Raw genomic sequence first — 17451 nt, 5'->3', positions numbered from 1 at the left:
GCCGACGCCGGGGCACGCGCCCTCCTTGTCCGGCATCGGGCAGGAGGGGCCCTTCGCCGGCTTCTCCTCAGTCGCCGATGCTCCGCATGGACTCTCCCCCAGCCTTCGGCCGGGAGGAGCCCCCGCGTCGGCGCCGCCCGCGCGTCACTGGGCGCCGCCCCGCCCGCCCTCCGGGCGAACGACGGGGGTTTGAAGACGGACCCTAGACCCGGGCCTCGGGCGGGAAGCCGGTCCAGCAGAGCTCGTCGGGGAGGTGGCGCATGTCGTTGCGCACCAGGACGGCGGCCGGGCGGCCCGGGGTCCAGCGGATGACGGTGAGTGAGGCGTTGCCGTGGTTGAGGCCGAGCCAGCGCCAGGCGGGGGCGTCGAGGGCGTGGCGGACCAGCCAGGCGATCAGGAAGTTGTGGGTGACGAGGAGTTCGTGCAGTTCCGAGTCGCCCGGCGCCGGGCCGGTGAAGCGGTCGACCGCCTCGCGGGCCAGCCGGGGCCCGTCCGCCTGCCCCTCGGAGCCCGCGAGGAAGCCGAGCAGGTACTCGGCGCAGTCGGCGGGCAGCTCGGAGCGGGCGGGGCGGTGCGGGACGTAGTCGCCGGCGGCGTCGCAGGCCTGGAGGGTGGCGCCAGGCAGGTGGGCGGCGACCAGCCGGGCGGTCTCGGCGGCGCGGGGGAGCGGGCTGTGGTGCACCGCCGTGATCGGCCGGGTGGCGAGCCGGCCGCCGAGCAGCTCGGCCTGGCGGCGGCCGCCGGTGGAGAGGCCGGTCTCGTCGGGCCGGGCCTCGCCGTGGCGGGCCAGGTAGAGGTAGCGGGTGGACGGCATGGGCCGGGCTCCTTCGTGATCTTGTAGCCGGTACGACGACGGGCGGGCGGGGGGCGGTTCCGGCGGGCCGTGGTTCCGGTGGGCCGTGACTCCGGCGGGCCTGCGAGGATGGGCGGCCGGGACCGGAGGAGGAGCAGGGGTATGGAACTGCGGCAGCTGCGCTGTTTCGTGGCCGTCGCCGAGGAGCTGCATTTCGGCCGGGCCGCCGAGAAGCTGCTGCTCGGGCAGCCCGCCGTGAGTCAGCAGGTGCGGCGGCTGGAGCGGGAGTTGAAGGTCGAGCTGTTCGACCGATCGCCCCGGTACGTGCGGCTGACGCCGGCCGGTGAGCGGTTCCTGCCCGCCGCCCGGGGCGTGCTGGCGGCCGAGGACGCCGCGCGGGCGCTGGCCGCCGAGCTGGCGGCGCCCGCCGTGTTCCGGCTCGGCACGATCACGGGGCTCGGTGAGCGGCTGGACCTGATCCTGGACGCCTACCAGCGGCGGGCCCCCGGCGTGCGGGTCGAGCTGCAGGCCGCGCCGGTGCGGGAGCGGCTGGCCCGGTTGGCGGACGGGCGGCTGGACGCCGCCTTCGTGCGCGGCGCCGTGCCGGAGGAGTCCACCGGGCTGCGCTTCCTGCCCGTCTGGCAGGACGAGTTGGTGATCGCGCTGCCCGCCCGGCACCCGCTGGCCGGGCAGGCGCAGATCGACCTCGCCGGCCTCGCCGAGCTGCCGCTGCGGCTCACCGGGCGCGCCAACCACCCGGCGCTGGTGGACCTGGTGACGGACGCCTGCGCGCAGGCCGGCTTCCGGCCGGTGCTCGGCCCGCCGCACGGCACCCTGCAGGACACCCTGGCCTCGATCGGCACCGGCACCCCGATGTGGACGGTGGTGTACGCCGCCAACGCCCGCCTGATGAACGTCCCGCGGATCGCCTTCCGCCCCTGCCGGACGCCGCTCGCCCTGCCCACTTCGGTCGCCGTCCGGCGCTCGGCCCCGCTGCCCCGGCTGCTTCTGGAGGCCTGCCGCGACACCGCGCTGACCTAGGGCCGGTCCGGCCGGCCTTGCCGGGCGCGCGACGCCGGGAATCCCGCCTGGACGCACGCCCGAATCACCCGAGTACGACCCAGTACGAGGGTGACTCGGGCGCACGCCCAGCCGGGCCCCCGACGCCGCGCGCTGATCCGGCAAGACCGGCCGGACCGGCCCTAGGACGATCAGGATCCGTGATCGCTGCCAGAGCGAATCGAGTCTGGGTGCAGGCGCCCGGATCGGATGGACTGTTCCCAGCCGGAGAGACCGGCCGGGAGAGCAGGGAGCAGAAGATGCCGATCGTCACCATCCAGCAGGGTCCGCGCGGGGTCGAGCAGAAGCGCGAGCTGGTCGAGAAGGTCACCGCGGCCTTCGTCGAGGCGCTGGCGGTGCCCGCCGAGAGCGTCTACGTCTGGATCCAGGAGTACCAGCCGGAGAACTGGGGCGCCGCCGGCAAGCTGACCGCGGACCGCTAACCCAGACCGTTAACCCAGGGCGCCGTGCAGGGCGGTGGTGAGCTGCCCGACGGCGACGACCAGCGGGGTGACCGGCTGCACGAAGGCGGAGATCCGGTCCAGCGAGCGCCGCAGGATGCCGGGTTGGGGTTCCGACTCCTCCAACTCCTCGCGGATGCGGCGCAGTTCGACCTGGGTGCCGGACTGGTCGGGCAGTTCGGCGCGGTGCTGGTCCAGCAACCGGGCGATCAGGGCGAGGAGTTCGGCCGGGTCGGTCCGGTCGGCGGGCAGCGCGGTCTGGAAGCCGATGCTGCCCGCGACGGCCTGGGCGTTGGTGCCGACGGCCTGATTGCCCACCTGGCTGTGGCCGCCGAACTGCTGGACGCCGGCGTTGGCCGGCGCAGCGGCGGGCCCGGGAACGACCGGGTCGGAGGAGGGGGTCATGATCGGCTCCCGTCGGAGGTGGGGTCGAAACCGTGGCTGTGGGCCTGGGCACCGGCGCCGACCGCCTGGTTGCCCACGTAACTGACCCCGCCCTGCTGGACGATGCCCTGGTTGAGGATGGTCTGCTGCTGGCGGCGGAACTCGGTGGTGTCCACCCCGTGCTCGTCGAGGAATTCCCGTACGGCGGTGAGGGCGTGGCGCCAGAGCGCGCTGAGCACCCGCTCGGCGTCCAGGAGTTGGAAGTAGTTCTGGTACTCCGGCGCCATGCCGGCCTCCCGCAGGCTCACCCGGGCGCCGTAGTCGAAGCCCGGATCGGCGCCGAAGGCGGTGTGGTCGCGCACCAGGCGCTTGACCCTCAGCCGCTCGGCGGTCCGGTACGCCCGCACCATGCTCAGCGCGCCGCCGAGCAGCGGCCAGGCCGAGCGGAGCGCGGCCAGCTGCGCGGCCCGCCTGGTCTCGCCGGTGGCCCGGGGCGGGAGGGTGTCCACCGAGTGGTACAGGCGGTGCACCGGGCCGAGGATGTGCAGCTCGACGTGGATGTGCAGGGTGCGCCCGGTCTGCGACATGTGCAGGAGCAGGCTGGGCACCACGTCGTCGCCCCAGAGCGGCAGGTGCGCGGCGAGGTAGTGCCGGACGGCGCCGCTCGGCCGCTCGGCCACCTCGCGCAGCTGCTCGGGGGTCAGGCGGGTGAGCGGGGTGAGCTGCCGGTCACCGAGGAAGCGCCGGTCGCCGTGCAGGGTGGCGCCGTCCACGAAGACCCGGTCCTCCAGGAGCAGCCCGGTGAGGGCCACTTCATCGGCGGCGGGCGGGGCCTCGGCCAGGGCGGCGAGCCGGTTGCGGACCTCGGTCAGCAGCTCCCAGGTGTCGAACTCGGTGATCTCGGCGGCCGGCCGGCCGAACGGCTCGGCGGGCAGCAGCGGGGCGGCGATCCGGGCGGTGCCGTAGGTGGCGGCGTAGCCGAGGAAGGGGGTGAAGCCGCTGTAGACGCTCACGTTGCCGGCTTGCGTCTCGGCGACGGCGGCCAGCCGGTCCTTGATCCAGGCGGCCTGCGGGGCGGGCTGGGGGACGGCCTCGGGGTCGAAGGTCTCCCGGCGCAGCGCGCGCAGCCGCTGGTCGGTGTCGCCCAGGTGCTCGGCCATCAGCCGGTACGCGTACGCCCCGGCGCCGATCAGCGCGAGCACCGGCGGTATGCCGAACAGGTAGCTGCCGAGCAGCCAGCTGAACACGCCGCCGACCGGCAGCAGGCCGAGCAGCAGGTCGATCCCCACGGTGAGCACCAGCGCGGCCAGAGCGGCGGCGGCCACCCGCCACAGGGCGGCCTCGGCGTCGGGTTCGGCGCGGCCGCGCACGGGGTGCCGGGGGGCGGGCTGCTTGGCGCCGTAGCCGAGGACGGTCAGTGCGAGGCGGCCGATCAGCAGCCAGAGCGGGGAGATCAGCAGTAGCGCGAACCAGACCGGCAGGATGCGCCGGTGGAGCCGTCGCTGCAGCTCGCGGGCGGTCAGGCAGTGCCGCGCCACGGGCACCAGGTCCACCCCGGGGGAGGGGGCGATCGCGCCGAACTCGTCGCTCAGCACGTCCTGCACCACGATCCGGGCGAAGGCCGGGTCGAGGTAGGCGGCGGCGCAGAGGTACCGGGTGACGTCGCCCGGGGCGCTGCCGAGGGCGGGGGTGGCGGGTGCGGCCATGGTGGTGGTCCGTCCTGGGCGGCGGCGGAGGAGGCGGGGCAGAGCGGCCCCGGCGGTGGGGGCGAGGGTGGCGGCGGCGGCCAGGCCGAGCAGCAGGCCGAAGGCGATCGAGTACTCCAGGGAGGTGGCGAGCAGCGCCGCCACCGGTGTGCCGAGGTCCTGGAGGCCGCTGTTCAGCGCCCACTCGGGCAGGGCGGAGACCGCCGAGACCGCCGTGCAGGTGCCGATGGCCGTCATCCAGCGGACCGGACCGGCCGGGGCGGCGGGGACCAGGCGCGGCAGCAGCAGGTAGCAGCCGAGCAGCAGCACCAGGACCGACAGGCCGGCGGACCAGTCGTACAGGACGGGTCGGGTGTAGTGGTCGAAGGCGAGGGAGGGCTCCCAGCCCGGGGTGGCGAGCACCCGTCGGTACCAGGCGGTGGCGGGCGTGCGCGAGTCCGGCGACTGCAGCACCTTCTGCACCCAGGGGCTGCCCAGCACGAGCATCGCCAGGCAGAGCAGGAACACTCGCCGACGGGCCAACTTTCCTGCCGCGTACGCCAATTCGATCATGCCTCCAGGGTGTCCGGTGCCTGCACTCTATGAGGACTTCTGTCCGCTGTCAGGCAATTCCAGGACTGGGAAGCACGACGGGCCGACCGGAACTGACGCATCGTCAGTCCGGATCGGCCCGTTCGGCCCGGGTGCGGCGCTACGGCTTGCGGCCCACGGCGGCCCAGATGCCGGTGGTCGCGTCGGTGGGCTGCTCGGGCTGGTCCGGGCGCCAGAGCGGGGCGGTGACCAGGCCGGGCTCCGCCAGCTCCATCCCCTCGAAGAAGCGCAGCACCTGCTCGCGGGTGCGCATGGTCAGCTGCGCGGTGGCGCTCCTGTAGACGGCCGGGCCCTTGGTGGCGTCCTCGGCGGTCACGAAGTCGCCGGTGCCGTGCGAGAGGGCGAGGTAGCTGCCCGACGGCAGCGCGTCGACCAGTTGCTTCACCAGGCCGTACGGGTCGTCCGACTCGTCGATGAAGTGCAGGACGGCGAAGAGCAGCAGGGCCACCGGCTGCCCGAGGTCGAGCACCCCGCGTACGTGCGGGTCGGCCAGGATGGCGGCCGGGTCGCGCAGGTCGGCCTGGACGACGGTGGCGGTGCCCTTGCTGGCGCTGGCCAGCAGGGCGCGGCTGTGCACCAGGACGATCGGGTCGTTGTCCAGGTAGGCGACCCGGGCCTGCGGGTTCACCTGCTGGGCGACGTGGTGGGTGTTGCCCACGGTGGGGATGCCGGTGCCGATGTCGAGGAACTGGCCGACGCCCTGCTCGGCGAGGTGGCGCACGGCGCGCTGCAGGAAGGCCCGGTTGGCCAGGGCGCTGATCCTCACCATCGGGCTGATCGCCATGACGCGCTCGGCGGCCTCGCGGTCGGCGGGGAAGTTGTCCTTGCCCCCCAGGTAGTAGTCGTACATCCGGGCGGGGTGCGGCACCTCGGGGCGGAGGTCGGCCGGGGCGCGCCCCTCGTCGGTGGGATCGGTCAGCCAGTCCATCGACACCTGCTGATGTGCGGTCATCTCGGTCTCTCCCCCGGGCGGTTCGGCGCCGCCGGGTGTTCGGTGGCGCCGGGAGGCAGCATAGGGGACGGACCCGGCCTACGGGGCGAGCTCCTCGGGCCGGGGCAGCTCCAGGTGGCGGGCGCCCGGGCCGGTGGCGGCGGCGCGGTCCTGCGGGTTGTAGAGGGCGCAGCGGGTGAGCGAGAGGCAGCCGCAGCCGATGCAGCCGGTCAACTTGCGGCGCAGGTGTTCCAGTTCGGCGATCTGCTGATCGATCCGGTCCTGCCAGGTGGCCGCCACGCCGCTCCATTCGGCGGTGCTGGGGGCCCGCTCGGCGGGCAGCCGCTCGAGCGCCTCGCCGGCCTCCTCGAGCGAGAGGCCGACCCGCTGGGCGGCCCGGACGAAGGCGACCCGGCGCAGGGTGGCCCGGGCGTAGCGCCGCTGGCCGCCGGCGGTGCGCTCGGCGTGGATCAGGCCCAGGCTCTCGTAGTAGCGCAGTGCGGAGGTGGCCAGGCCGCTGCGCTCGGCGAGCTGCCCGATGGTGAGCTGGTCATGGCGGGAGAGGGTCACGGTCGCCAGGATAGCCGCTTGACTTCAAGTTGACTTGAAGTTGCACGCTTCTCTCATGACCACCGCAGAGATCGCTGAGACTCCCACGAAGAGCTACGGGTTCGCCGACCTGCCGGGACTGATCGCCCGGATGACCGGCGCCGAGAAGCACGTGCCGGCCGCCAACTCCACCCTCGACGCCCTCTGGGTGCTGTACGACCGGGTACTGCGGGTGACCCCCGAGACCCGGGAGAAGCCCGAGCGGGACCGCTTCCTGCTCTCCAAGGGCCACGGGCCGATGTCCTACTACGCCGTGCTGGCGGCCAAGGGCTTCTTTCCGGTCGAGACCCTGGACGGCTTCGGCGGCTACGACTCCCCGCTCGGCCACCACCCGGACCGGCTGCTGGTGCCGGGCGTGGAGATCGGCTCCGGTTCGCTCGGGCACGGCCTGCCGCTCGCGGTGGGCACGGCGCTGGGGCTGCGGGCCCAGGGGCTGACCGGGCAGGCAGTCTGGGTGCTGATCGGCGACGCCGAGTTCGACGAGGGCAGCAACCACGAGGCGGTGGCCTTCGCCGGGGCCGCGGGCCTCGAGCAGCTGAACGTGGTGGTGATCGACAACTCCTCGGCCACCCACGGCTGGACCGGCGGCATCGCCGCCCGCTTCGCCGGCGAGGGCTGGTCGACGGCCACCGTCAACGGCCGCGACCACGCCGAGCTGTACGCCGCCTACACGGCCCCGCACCCGGGGCGCCCGCATGCGGTCATCGCCCGCGTCGAGCCGAAGAACTGACTTTCTTTCAGAGGGAGAATCTCCGATGGAGACCATGCGCGACCGTTTCATCGACGTCACCACCCGCCTGCTGGACGAGGACCCGCGCCTCGCGGTGGTGCTCGCCGACATCAGCGCGGCCGGGTTCGCCCCGGCGGCCGAGGAACACCCGGACCGGGTGATCAACGTCGGTATCCGCGAGCAGCTGATGATCGGCGCGGCGGGCGGGCTGGCCCTGACCGGCCTGCGGCCGATCGCGCACACCTTCGCGAGCTTCCTGGTCGAGCGGCCCTTCGAGCAGGTGAAGCTGGACCTCGGGCACCAGGGGGTCGGCGCGGTCCTGGTGAGCGCCGCCGGTTCGTACGACTGGCCGGCGGGCGGTCGCACCCACATGGCGCCGGGGGATGTCGCCCTGCTCGACACCTTGCCGGGCTGGACGGTCCACGTGCCCGGACACCCGGACGAGGCCGAGGCGCTGCTGAGGCACGCGGCGGCGGACGGCGACGAGAAGGTGTACGTCCGGCTCTCCGCCCACCGGAACGCGGCGGCCCGGCCGGTGGCACCGGGCAAGCTGCTGATGCTGCGGCAGGGGTCGCGGGGGGCGGTGGTCGCGGTCGGGCCGATGCTGGACGCGGTGCTCGCGGCCACCGAGGGGCTGGACGTGACGGTGCTGTACGCGGCGACGGTGCGGCCCTTCGACGGCGAGGGGCTGCGGGCGGCGATCGGCGACGGCCGGGCGGAGGTGGTGCTGGTCGAGCCGTACCTGGCGGGGACTTCGGCGGGTGAGGTGCACGCGGCCCTGGCGGACCGGCCGCACCGGGTGCTCGGGCTCGGTGTGCCGAAGGAGGAGCACCGGCGCTACGGGTCGATGGAGGAGCACCTGCGGGCGTACGGGCTCGACGCGGCTTCCCTGCGGGGGCGGATCACCGCGCAGCTCTGGTAGCCCGGCGTGGGTGGGGGCCGGGGTGGGTTTTCGGGGCTGCGGACAGTGCACGGCGGGGCGCGCGGTTCCTCGCGCCCCTGGTGGTGCGGCTCAGCGAAGGATGATCACTGAATCGGCGGCCAGTCTTACCGTACGGGGGTCGGTGAGGGTGGCGGTGCCGAAGGTGGCGAGGGTTTCGGGGTGGGGGGATTCGAGGGCGAAGGTGTGGGGGGTGAGGGTGGCGAGGATGCGGTAGGGGCCGCGGTGGAGGGTGAGGGCGGTGTCCGTGTGGGTGACGCGGACGGCGGTGAGGTCGGGGTCGGTGAGGGCCGGGTGGGCGCGGCGCAGGTGGATCAACTTGCGGTACCAGGCGAGGAGGTCGGCGTGCCCGGGGAGGGCGGGCTCGGACCAGTCGAGGGTGGAGGCGAGGACGGTCGAGGGGGCCTGGGGGTCGGGGATCTCCTCGGGGGGCCAGCCGAAGTCGGTGAACTCGCGGCGGCGGCCCTGGCGGACGGCCTCGGCGAGCTGGGGGTCGGTGTGGCTGGTGAAGTACTGCCAGGGGGTGGTGGCGCCCCACTCCTCGCCCATGAAGAGCATCGGGGTGAAGGGCGAGGTGAGGACCAGTGCCGCGCCGATGGCCAGGCGGCCCGGGGAGAGGGTGGCCGAGAGGCGGTCGCCGGTGGCGCGGTTGCCGATCTGGTCGTGGGTCTGCAGGTAGCCGAGCAGGCGGTGCCCGTGGGCGGCGGGGAACGGGCGGCCGTGGGTGCGGTGGCGGAAGGAGGACCAGGTGCCGTCGTGGAAGAAGCCGCGGGTGAGGGTGCGGGCCAGCGCTTCGAACGGGCGGGCGGCGAAGTCGCGGTAGTAGCCGGTGGATTCGCCGGTCAGCAGGGCGTGCAGGGCGTGGTGGAAGTCGTCGCTCCACTGGGCGGTGAGGCCGAGGCCGCCCGCGTCGCGGGGGGCGGTGGTGCGGGGGTCGTTCAGGTCGGACTCGGCGATCAGGAACAGCGGCCGGCCGGTGGCATCGGCCAAGGTGTCCACGGCGGTGGAGAGTTCCTCGAGGAAGGGGACCGCCCGGCTGTCGGCGAGGGCGTGCACCGCGTCCAGCCGCAGGCCGTCGATCCGGTAGTCGCGCAGCCAGGCGAGTGCGCTGCCGAGCAGGTAGGCGCGGACTTCGTCGGAGCCCGGGCCGTCCAGGTTGACCGCTGCGCCCCAGGGCGTGTGGTAGCGGTCGGTGAAGTAAGGGCCGTACACCGGAAGGTAGTTGCCCGAGGGGCCGAGGTGGTTGTGCACCACGTCCAGGATCACGCCGAGGCCCTTGCGGTGGGCCGCGTCCACGAAGCGCTTGAGCCCTTCGGGCCCGCCGTAGGGCTCGTGCACCGCCCACAGCGAGACCCCGTCGTACCCCCAGCCGTGCCGGCCGGGGAAGGGGCAGACGGGCATCAACTCCACGAAGTCGACGCCGAGTTCGACCAGGTGGTCGAGCCGGTCGACGGCGGCGGCGAAGGTGCCGGCCGGGGTGAAGGTGCCGATGTGCAGCTCGTAGACCACCGCGCCGGGCAGTGGGCGGGCGCGCCAGGCAGTGTCGGACCAGGCGAAGTCGGTGTGGTCCACGGCGCGGCTCGGGCCGTCGGGGCCGGACGGCTGGCGCGGCGAGCGCGGGTCGGGCAGGGCCGGGCCGTCGTCCAGGCGGAAGGCGTAGTCGCCCGCCGGGGCCTCGCCGCCCCACCAGCCCACCTCGTCCAGCGGCTCCAGGGCGTACCGGGTGCCGTCCACCTCGACCTCGACACTGGCGTGGGCGTTCGGGGCCCAGACCTGGTAGTCGGTCACGACAGAGGCCTCCTGGGTGGGTTCGGGTGAGCGTTCACACGGCCGTCCGCGTGAGCGCTCACAAGGTCGTCCGCGTGAGCGTTCACACGGCCGCCCAGGTGAGCGCTCACAGGGCCGTCCGGGTGAGCAGGGCCACCGGGTACGGGGTGAACAGTTCGTCCAGGGCGACGGGCCCGGTGACGGGGCGGTCGGTGAGCAGGTCGGTCCAGCTGCCCTGGGGGAGGTCGAGGGTGGTGTCCTGCCAGCCGCCGGTGCGGGCGAGGCCGTGCGGGAGACGGGTGACGGCGGTGATCACCTCGGGGCCGCGGGCGAAGGCGAGCAGGTGGGCGGCGGCCGGGCCGGTGGCGGCGAGCGGCTGGTACGGGCCGAGGTGCGCGGTGCGGCGCAGGTGCAGGGCGGTGGTGGTCAGGTGCAGCTTCTCCCGGGCCAGGTCGCCGGGGCGGGGGTTCGGTGAGTCGGTGAGCCGGACGGCCAGCGCGGAGAGGTCCACCGGCGCGCGGTTGTCCGGGTCGACCAGGGTGTACAGCGGCTCCTCGCCGCCCTGGTAGAGGTCGGGCACACCGGGCACGGTGAGGTGCAGGAGGGCGGCGGCCAGCGTGTTGCTGCGGGCGTACGGCGCGAGGGTGCGGACGAACCCGTCGATCCGCGGGCACAGGCCCGGGTGGTCGAGCACCCGGTGGGCGTGGGTGGCCAGGGCCTGCTCGTACGCCGTGTCCTGGTCGGTCCAGGAGGTCTGCCGCTTGGCCTCGCGGGCGGATTTGAGCAGGGTGGCGGTGAGGCGCTCGCCGGAGATCGGCCAGGCGGCGACCAGGGTCTGCCAGAGCAGCCAGTCGGTGTCCGGATCGGGGCCGGGTCCGGCGGCGGCCGTCCAGGCGGCGCGCTCGGAGACCCAGCCGGTGCCGAGCTCGGCGAGCACGGCGAGCCGGGCGCGGGCGTCGGCGCTGCGCTTGGTGTCGTGGGTGGACAGCGCCGTCATCGACTGCGGCCAGTTGCGCTCCTGGTGGGCGCACCAGCGGTGGAACTCCTCGGGGGAGACTCCCGGGTGCGCGGGCGAGCCGCCGACTTCGTTCAGGCTGAGCAGCGCGTTCCACCGGTAGAAGGCGGTGTCCTCGACCCCCTTGGCGGCCACCGCGGAGGCGGTCTGGGCCAGCCGGACGCAGAATTCGTCCTTGGCCGCCCCGCGCCCGAGCCGCCCGAGGGCGAGGTCGCGGACCAGCTCGCCGGTGGCGCCGAAACCGCTCAGCGCCGTCTCGACGGCGGCGACCGCCTCCGGCGGGGCGGGCTCGCCCGGGCGGACGTACGGCCGGTAGACCGGGTAGGCCGTCAGCAGCTCGCGCAGCGCGGTGCGCAGGGCCTGCGGCGGGTGGTCGGCGAGGGCGGGCTCGCCGGCGCAGATCCGTTCGGCGAGCCGGGCCAGGCGCTCGAGCTCGGCGGCCAGGCCGCCGCCGGGGCCGGTCAGCTCGGCGCGGCCCTGCCGGGCGGCCTCCTCGGCGGTGCCCGCGCCGGTGTCGTGGCGGTAGGCGTGGATCAGGCGCTCGGCGCCCAGGTGGTCGGTGAGTACGCCGTCGATCCGGCGCAGCGCGTCGTAGCCGGTGGTGCCGGCGCAGGGCCAGTCGGTGGGCAGCTCCTCGGGGCCGGTGAGGATCTTCTCCACCACCGTGTAAGCCCCGCCGGTGGCCCCGGCCAGGCGGCGCAGGTAGCCGCGGGGGTCGGCCAGGCCGTCCGGGTGGTCGATCCGGAAGCCGTCGAGCACCCCCTCGGCGTGCAGCCGCAGCAGGGTGCGGTGGGTGGCCTCGAACACCTCGGGGACTTCGACCCGGACGGCGATCAGCTCGTTGACGGTGAAGAACCGGCGGTAGTTCAGCGAGGCGTCCGCCAGCCGCCACCAGGCGAGGCGGTACCACTGCCGGGCGAGCAGCTCGGGCAGCGGCAGCTGGGCGGTGCCGGGCCGCAGCGGGAAGGTGTGGTCGTGGTAGTGCAGCACGTCGCCCTCGACGGCCAGCTCGCCCAGCACCTCGCCGAGGCGGCCGCCGAGCAGCGGCAGCAGCAGCTTGCCCCGGTCGGGGGCGTCCGGCGGGCCCGGCTGGGCGGTCCAGTCGATGTCGAACCAGGGCGCGTACGGCGAGTCCGGGCCGTCCCGGAGCACCTGCCAGAGCGGCTGGTTGAGCTGTTCGGGGACGGGCAGCGCCATGTGGTTGGGCACGACGTCGGCGAGCAGGCGCAGGCCATGCGAGTGCGCCTGCGCCGCGAGCTCGCGCAGCGCCTCCTCGCCGCCGAGCTGGGGGCTGACCAGGGTGTGGTCCACGGTGTCGTACCCGTGGGTGGAGCCCGGGGCGGCGGCGAGCAGGGGGGAGAGGTGCAGGTGGCTGACGCCCAGCGCGGCCAGGTACGGCACGGCCCGGGCGGCGTCGCGCAGGGTGAAGCCGGGCTGGAGCTGGAGCCGGTAGCTGGCCGTCGGTGGGGCGTCGGTCATGGGAGCATCCGTACCCGGAACGGCCGGGGACGAACGTAGATGACCCTTCTGCACTATCCGAGGCTGCACTGTCAGGGGCGCGGGGAACTGCGCGGTGCCGGAAGAGGCGTTGTAGAGCCTTCCGCAGCGATCAGCCCTCCTGTGTGGGAGGGATAGTGCAACTGGGTCACCGGACGAGCTGCGGCAGAGTGCATTGCCGGCCGCGCACGCAGTGAATTCAGAGGGGCCCCGCGCCCCTGAATAGTGCAACTTGACCTTGAGTGCACTCCAAGTCCTAGCGTCGACCCCCGTCGGACAGGTTCGAAGGGGAGAGAACATGAGTGTCTGGTTCGTCACGGGAGCGTCGCGGGGCCTCGGCGCGGAGCTCACCAAGCAGGCGCTGGCGCGGGGGCATCAGGTGATCGCCACCGCGCGGGATGCGGCGGCGGTGCTCAAGGCATACCCGCAGCAGCCGGCGGGGCTGCTCGCGCTGGACGCGGACGTGACCGCGCCCGAGCAGCTGGCGGCCGCCGTGGCGGCCGGGCTGGCCAGGTTCGGCCGGATCGACGTGGTGGTCAACAACGCCGGGTACGGGCTGCTCGGTGCGGTCGAGGAAGTCCCGGACGCGGCGGCCCGGGCGCTGTTCGACGTCAACCTGTTCGGGGTGCTCAACACCCTGCGGGCGACGCTGCCGACCCTGCGGGCGCAGCGGTCCGGGCACGTGCTGAACATCAGCTCCGGAGGCGGGTTCGCCACCGCACCGGCGATCGGCCTGTACGGCGCCTCGAAGTTCGCCCTCGAAGGCATCTCGGAGGCGCTGCACGGTGAGCTGGCCCCGCTCGGGGTCCGGGTCACGATCGTCGAGCCGGGCGGGCTGCGGACCGACTTCCTGAGCAGCTCCAGCCTGTGGACCGAGCCCGCCTCCATCGCCGACTACGCCGAGGGCACGGCGCCGGTGCGCGAGGCACTGGCCCACTACGACGGCCGGCAGCCGGGCGATCCGGTGAAGGCCGCCAAGGCCGTCATCGACGTCACCGAGGCCGCCGAGCCGCCGCTGCGCCTCCAGCTGGGCTCCGACACGCTGGAGCGGGTGGAGGCGAAGCTGGCCCTGGTCCGCCGGGAGCTCGACCAGTGGCGCGAGGTGGCGCTCTCCACCGACATCCAGGGGGGCTAGGCAGGCCGCTGGAGCACCAGCAGCGAGCGCTCCGTCAGCCAGAGGGTGTCGCCCGCCTTGACCTGGGTGCCGGTGCCCGGGCGGGGGAGGGTCGCCAGGGTGGTGTCGACCACGGTGGACCACTCGTGGCCGTGGTCGGCGGGGACGGTGAACTCCAGGGGCTCGAAGTGGGCGTTGAACATCAGCAGGAAGGAGTCGTCCACGATCTTGCCGCCGCGCCGGTCCGGCTCGGAGATGGCGTGGCCGTTGAGGAAGACGGTGAGGGACTTGGCGTAGCTGGTGGACCAGTCGCGGTCGGTCATCTCGACGCCGGCCGGGGTGAACCAGGCGATGTCGGTGAGGTCGTCGTGGGTGCCGGAGACCGGGCGGCCGTGGAAGAAGCGGCGGCGCCGGAAGACGGGGTGGTCGCGGCGGAGCCAGATCATGCCCTGGGTGAATTCGAGCAGTTCGGCGTCGGCGTCGGCCCAGTTGACCCAGGAGAGCTCGCTGTCCTGGCAGTAGGCGTTGTTGTTGCCGCCCTGGGTCCGGCCCAGCTCGTCGCCGTGGGAGAGCATCGGCACGCCCTGGGAGAGCAGCAGGGTGGCGATCAGGTTCCGCTGCTGGCGGGCCCGCAGGGCGAGCACGGCCGGGTCGTCGGAAGGCCCCTCCGCCCCGCAGTTCCAGGACCGGTTGAAGCTCTCGCCGTCCCGGTTGTCCTCGCCGTTGGCCGCGTTGTGCTTGTCGTTGTAGGAGACCAAGTCCCGCAGGGTGAAGCCGTCGTGGCAGGTGACGAAGTTGATCGAGGCGATGGGCCGGCGGCCGTCGTCCTGGTAGAGGTCGGAGGAGCCGGTGAGCCGGGAGCCGAACTCGGCGAGGCTGGCGTCCTCGCCGCGCCAGAGGTCGCGGACGGTGTCCCGGTACATGCCGTTCCACTCGGTCCACAACGGGGGGAAGTTGCCGACCTGGTAACCCCCCTCGCCGAGGTCCCAGGGCTCGGCGATCAGTTTGGCCTGGGAGACCACCGGGTCCTGCTGGCAGAGGTCGAAGAAGGAGGAGAGCCGGTCGACCTCGTGGAACTGCCGGGCCAGGGTGGCCGCGAGGTCGAAGCGGAAGCCGTCCACGTGCATCTCGGTGACCCAGTAGCGCAGCGAGTCCATGATCATCTGAAGGACGTGCGGCGAGCGCATCAGCAGGCTGTTGCCGGTGCCGGTGGTGTCCTCGTAGAAGCGCTGGTCCTTGGCGAGGCGGTAGTAGGAGACGTTGTCCAGGCCGCGGAAGGAGAGGGTCGGGCCCAGGTGGTTGCCCTCGGCGGTGTGGTTGTAGACCACGTCGAGGATCACCTCGATCCCGGCCGCGTGCAGCGCCTTGACCATCGACTTGAACTCCTGCACCTGCTGCCCCCGGTCGCCGAGGGAGGAGTAGGAGGAGTGCGGGGCGAAGAAGCCGATGGTGTTGTAGCCCCAGTAGTTGGAGAGCCCGAGGTCGCGCAGCCGGTGGTCCCGGACGAACTGGTGCACCGGCATCAGCTCGATCGCGGTGACGCCCAGCTTGGCCAGGTGCTCGATCACCGCGGGGTGGGCCAGGCCCGCGTAGGTGCCGCGGATCTCCTCGGGGATGCCGGGGTGGAGTCTGGTCAGCCCCTTCACATGGGCCTCGTACAGCACGGTGCGGTGGTAGTCGGTGCGCGGCGGGCGGTCGTTGCCCCAGTCGAAGTACGGGTTGATGACCACCGAGTGCATGGTGTGCGGGGCGGAGTCCAGGTCGTTGCGGCGCTCGGGGGCGCCGAAGTGGTAGCCGTAGACCGACTCGTCCCAGTCGATGTGGCCGCTCATCGCCTTGGCGTACGGGTCGAGGAGCAGCTTGGAGCTGTTGTGCCGCTGGCCGAGGCCGGGGTTGTGAGGGCCGTGCACCCGGAAGCCGTACCGCTGGCCGGGCTGGACGCCCGGGAGGTAGGCGTGGCGGACGAAGGCGTCCGTCTCGCGCAGCTCCACCGTCGTCTCCGAACCGTCCTCGGCGAGCAGGCACAGCTCGATCCGGTCGGCGCTCTCGGAGAACACGGCGAAGTTGGTACCGGCCCCGTCGTAGGTGGCGCCGAGTGGGTACGGCTGCCCCGGCCAGACCTGCATAGTCCCTCAACTTCCCTTTTCGTCTTGGGAATTGATGCTCCCAGGGCTCTGCCCGGCGAGCTGCCCCGCTAGACCTGACCCCGCGCACCGTGACGTACGGCACAAGGGGCATACTCACCGACGCGGGTGCGCCGTCGGGGTTCATTCAGCTGTTGTTCGCCCGAACGGGTGTCCGCGGAGTGTCCCGGGCGGGTGTTGAGTGCCGCTTGAGACGGAGCGTCAAGAGGGGCTGCGTGCCGCCCGGCGGGGGCAGTACCCTTGATCTTCCGGTGTGCTCCGGCTCGTCCGGAGCCCGCGGTCACCGTGCGCAGACAGGCTCTGCCGCAGGCACCAGGGTTGAGACTCTGTCAGCGGACGGCCCGTCACTCCCGGCGGGCCGAGAGGTGAGGTAGCGCATGGTGGTCCCCTCCGACGGCCGGGGCGGGCCCGAGAGCCGGAGCGAGGCGCCCACGATGGTGATGCGCTCGGCCCCGGGCACCCGGACCTCCCTGCCCGCCCAGCCCGGCCCGGAGAGCGCGCCGCTGGCCTGGTCGGCCGAGCAGTGGCAGCTGGCCCACCAGCGGGTGCGGCTCACCGGCCGCGCGTACGTCTGGCTGAACCTGGTCGAGCAGCGGCTGCGCGCCCTGGTGGACGAGGTGCTGCGCCCGGTCTACGCCCCCGCGCACGGGGAGGACTGGGTGACGGCCGCCGCCGGGCCCGCCGGGGAGGAGTGGGTGCACCGGGCCGGGGCCGTCCGCGAGGTGAGCCGCCGCAAGGGGTACCTGCTCGACCCGGCCGACGACGACCCGCTGGTCTTCCTGACCCTGCCGCAGCTGCGCGAGCTGATGGTGCAGCACTGGCCCTGCTTCGAGCCGTACGTGGTCGACCGCCGCGAGGTGGAGCTGGCGCTGGACGAGCTGGAGGTGGCCCGGCACGTCGTCTCGCGCAACCGCAGCCTCTCCCAGACGGTGCTGGCCCAGGCCGAGCGGGCGGCGGCCCGGCTGCTCACCGTGCTCGACGGCGGGGCGGGCGGGGTGCCGGCCGACATCGTGGAGGAGCTGGTCGCCGGCCGGTACGCGGACGTGGTGGCCGTCCACCCGGACCGGGTGCGGCTGCAGCGCGAGCTGCCGGTGGAGGACCTGCTGGCCGGGGCCCGCCGGCTGGACGCGGTGGGCATCGGGCTCGGCATGCTCTGCCAGAACTACACCGGCAAGCGGCTCGTGCAGCTGGCCGCCGAGGGCTGCCGGATGCGGCTGCTCTTCCTCAACCCGGCCAGCAGTGCGGTGCGCCGGCGCGAGCGCGAGCTGGGCCTGGGCCGGGGCGAGCTGGCCCGCTCGATCGAGATGAACATCATGCACGTGCGCCGGGTCCGGGCCCGGCTGCGGGACCAGGGCGGCTTCGAGATCCGGGTCTTCGACGAGACCCCGCGCTTCACCGCCTACCTGGTCGAGGGCCCCCGTCAGCCCGGCCCCCGCCGCCGCTCGGGCGACATCGGCGTGGTCCAGCCCTACCTGCGCCGGGCCCGCGGCATCGAGTCCCCCGCCCTGGTGCTGCGCGGCGGCGCCGGTCAGCTCCCGGGTGGTCAGGAGCCCGGCCTGCTCGAGACCTACCGCGAGGAGTTCGAGGGCGTGTGGGGTGATTCGCGCGCCGTCTCCTGAGGGTGCGTCGGTCTGCTTGTCCGATAGTTCGACCCCCGGTGTGGACGCTCGACCGGCGGGTCTCTAAGGTATGCCTAAGCTAAGCAAGGGA

14 protein-coding genes are annotated in these 17451 nt (G+C 73.6%); 6 read left to right on the top strand and 8 right to left on the bottom strand.

What is annotated here, in order from left to right; all coding sequences use genetic code 11:
* Positions 1 to 202 precede the first annotated feature (202 nt).
* On the bottom strand, positions 203 to 814 hold the full coding sequence (locus ABT095_RS32375; protein ID WP_350533137.1) for a histidine phosphatase family protein: 612 nt from the start codon (positions 812 to 814) through the stop codon (positions 203 to 205).
* Between the two features lie 141 nt (positions 815 to 955).
* Here ABT095_RS32375 and ABT095_RS32370 point away from each other — a divergent pair, with 141 nt between their 5' ends.
* Positions 956 to 1834: a LysR family transcriptional regulator gene (locus ABT095_RS32370; RefSeq protein WP_350533136.1), complete on the top strand. Its 879-nt coding sequence runs from the start codon at positions 956 to 958 to the stop codon at positions 1832 to 1834.
* A 179-nt stretch (positions 1835 to 2013) separates the two neighbouring features.
* Positions 2014 to 2295 carry a 4-oxalocrotonate tautomerase DmpI gene (gene dmpI / locus ABT095_RS32365; protein WP_350533135.1) on the top strand — a complete coding sequence of 94 codons (282 nt, stop codon included), beginning with the start codon at positions 2014 to 2016 and terminating at the stop codon, positions 2293 to 2295.
* Positions 2296 to 2304: 9 nt separating this feature from the next.
* Here dmpI and ABT095_RS32360 read toward each other — a convergent pair whose 3' ends face one another.
* The 4 genes from ABT095_RS32360 to soxR form a co-directional block, all read right to left on the bottom strand.
* On the bottom strand, positions 2305 to 2718 hold the full coding sequence (locus ABT095_RS32360) for a DUF5955 family protein (protein WP_350533134.1): 414 nt from the start codon (positions 2716 to 2718) through the stop codon (positions 2305 to 2307).
* Positions 2715 to 4955 carry an AbeC-like domain-containing protein gene (locus ABT095_RS32355; RefSeq protein ID WP_350533133.1) on the bottom strand — a complete coding sequence of 747 codons (2241 nt, stop codon included), beginning with the start codon at positions 4953 to 4955 and terminating at the stop codon, positions 2715 to 2717. The genes ABT095_RS32360 and ABT095_RS32355 overlap by 4 nt, the downstream gene beginning before the upstream one ends.
* 139 nt (positions 4956 to 5094) lie before the next feature.
* Complete coding sequence (locus tag ABT095_RS32350) at positions 5095 to 5946, bottom strand: SAM-dependent methyltransferase (protein WP_350533132.1); 852 nt, start codon at positions 5944 to 5946, stop codon at positions 5095 to 5097.
* Between the two features lie 78 nt (positions 5947 to 6024).
* On the bottom strand, positions 6025 to 6495 hold the full coding sequence (gene soxR, locus ABT095_RS32345) for a redox-sensitive transcriptional activator SoxR (RefSeq protein ID WP_350533131.1): 471 nt from the start codon (positions 6493 to 6495) through the stop codon (positions 6025 to 6027).
* Between the two features lie 55 nt (positions 6496 to 6550).
* Here soxR and ABT095_RS32340 point away from each other — a divergent pair, with 55 nt between their 5' ends.
* Complete coding sequence (locus ABT095_RS32340; RefSeq protein WP_350533130.1) at positions 6551 to 7264, top strand: thiamine pyrophosphate-binding protein; 714 nt, start codon at positions 6551 to 6553, stop codon at positions 7262 to 7264.
* 25 nt (positions 7265 to 7289) lie between these two features.
* The gene (locus ABT095_RS32335; protein WP_350533129.1) at positions 7290 to 8186 is read left to right on the top strand and encodes a transketolase family protein; all 897 of its coding nucleotides are present in this window, start codon (positions 7290 to 7292) and stop codon (positions 8184 to 8186) included.
* A gap of 90 nt (positions 8187 to 8276) precedes the next feature.
* Here the strand turns inward: ABT095_RS32335 and treZ are convergent, their stop codons facing one another.
* Both treZ and treY read right to left on the bottom strand, forming a co-directional pair.
* Complete coding sequence (gene treZ, locus ABT095_RS32330; RefSeq protein ID WP_350533128.1) at positions 8277 to 9992, bottom strand: malto-oligosyltrehalose trehalohydrolase; 1716 nt, start codon at positions 9990 to 9992, stop codon at positions 8277 to 8279.
* A 106-nt stretch (positions 9993 to 10098) separates the two neighbouring features.
* Entirely contained in the window at positions 10099 to 12465 is a 2367-nt protein-coding gene (treY, locus tag ABT095_RS32325; protein WP_350533127.1) for a malto-oligosyltrehalose synthase, read from the bottom strand.
* Between the two features lie 316 nt (positions 12466 to 12781).
* On the opposite strand from treY, the gene ABT095_RS32320 reads away from it, so the two are divergent.
* Complete coding sequence (locus ABT095_RS32320) at positions 12782 to 13618, top strand: oxidoreductase (protein WP_350533126.1); 837 nt, start codon at positions 12782 to 12784, stop codon at positions 13616 to 13618.
* Here the strand turns inward: ABT095_RS32320 and glgX are convergent.
* A complete protein-coding gene (gene glgX, locus ABT095_RS32315; RefSeq protein ID WP_350533125.1) occupies positions 13615 to 15723 on the bottom strand; it encodes a glycogen debranching protein GlgX in 2109 nt (702 codons plus the stop codon). The two genes, ABT095_RS32320 and glgX, sit on opposite strands and share 4 nt — an antisense overlap.
* A 395-nt stretch (positions 15724 to 16118) precedes the next feature.
* On the opposite strand from glgX, the gene ABT095_RS32310 reads away from it, so the two are divergent.
* Positions 16119 to 17360 (top strand): DUF5919 domain-containing protein, encoded by a 1242-nt coding sequence (locus ABT095_RS32310; protein WP_350533124.1) that lies wholly within the window; start codon positions 16119 to 16121, stop codon positions 17358 to 17360.
* Positions 17361 to 17451 lie beyond the last annotated feature (91 nt).

The organism is Kitasatospora sp. NPDC002227 (assembly GCF_040296285.1).
Lineage (GTDB): Bacteria > Actinomycetota > Actinomycetes > Streptomycetales > Streptomycetaceae > Kitasatospora.
Note: the sequence above shows the minus strand (reverse complement) of the source record. Positions and strands in the feature narration are given on the sequence as shown.

Excerpts from the sequence above, each read along its gene's own strand:
- ABT095_RS32375 (WP_350533137.1), bottom strand. The coding sequence starts at position 814 with ATGCCGTCCACCCGCTACCTCTACCTGGCCCGCCACGGCGAGGCCCGG.
- ABT095_RS32370 (WP_350533136.1), top strand. The coding sequence starts at position 956 with ATGGAACTGCGGCAGCTGCGCTGTTTCGTGGCCGTCGCCGAGGAGCTG.
- ABT095_RS32360 (WP_350533134.1), bottom strand. The coding sequence starts at position 2,718 with ATGACCCCCTCCTCCGACCCGGTCGTTCCCGGGCCCGCCGCTGCGCCG.
- ABT095_RS32355 (WP_350533133.1), bottom strand. The coding sequence starts at position 4,955 with ATGATCGAATTGGCGTACGCGGCAGGAAAGTTGGCCCGTCGGCGAGTG.
- ABT095_RS32350 (WP_350533132.1), bottom strand. The coding sequence starts at position 5,946 with ATGACCGCACATCAGCAGGTGTCGATGGACTGGCTGACCGATCCCACC.
- ABT095_RS32340 (WP_350533130.1), top strand. The coding sequence starts at position 6,551 with ATGACCACCGCAGAGATCGCTGAGACTCCCACGAAGAGCTACGGGTTC.
- ABT095_RS32335 (WP_350533129.1), top strand. The coding sequence starts at position 7,290 with ATGGAGACCATGCGCGACCGTTTCATCGACGTCACCACCCGCCTGCTG.
- treY (WP_350533127.1), bottom strand. The coding sequence starts at position 12,465 with ATGACCGACGCCCCACCGACGGCCAGCTACCGGCTCCAGCTCCAGCCC.
- ABT095_RS32320 (WP_350533126.1), top strand. The coding sequence starts at position 12,782 with ATGAGTGTCTGGTTCGTCACGGGAGCGTCGCGGGGCCTCGGCGCGGAG.
- glgX (WP_350533125.1), bottom strand. The coding sequence starts at position 15,723 with ATGCAGGTCTGGCCGGGGCAGCCGTACCCACTCGGCGCCACCTACGAC.
- ABT095_RS32310 (WP_350533124.1), top strand. The coding sequence starts at position 16,119 with ATGGTGGTCCCCTCCGACGGCCGGGGCGGGCCCGAGAGCCGGAGCGAG.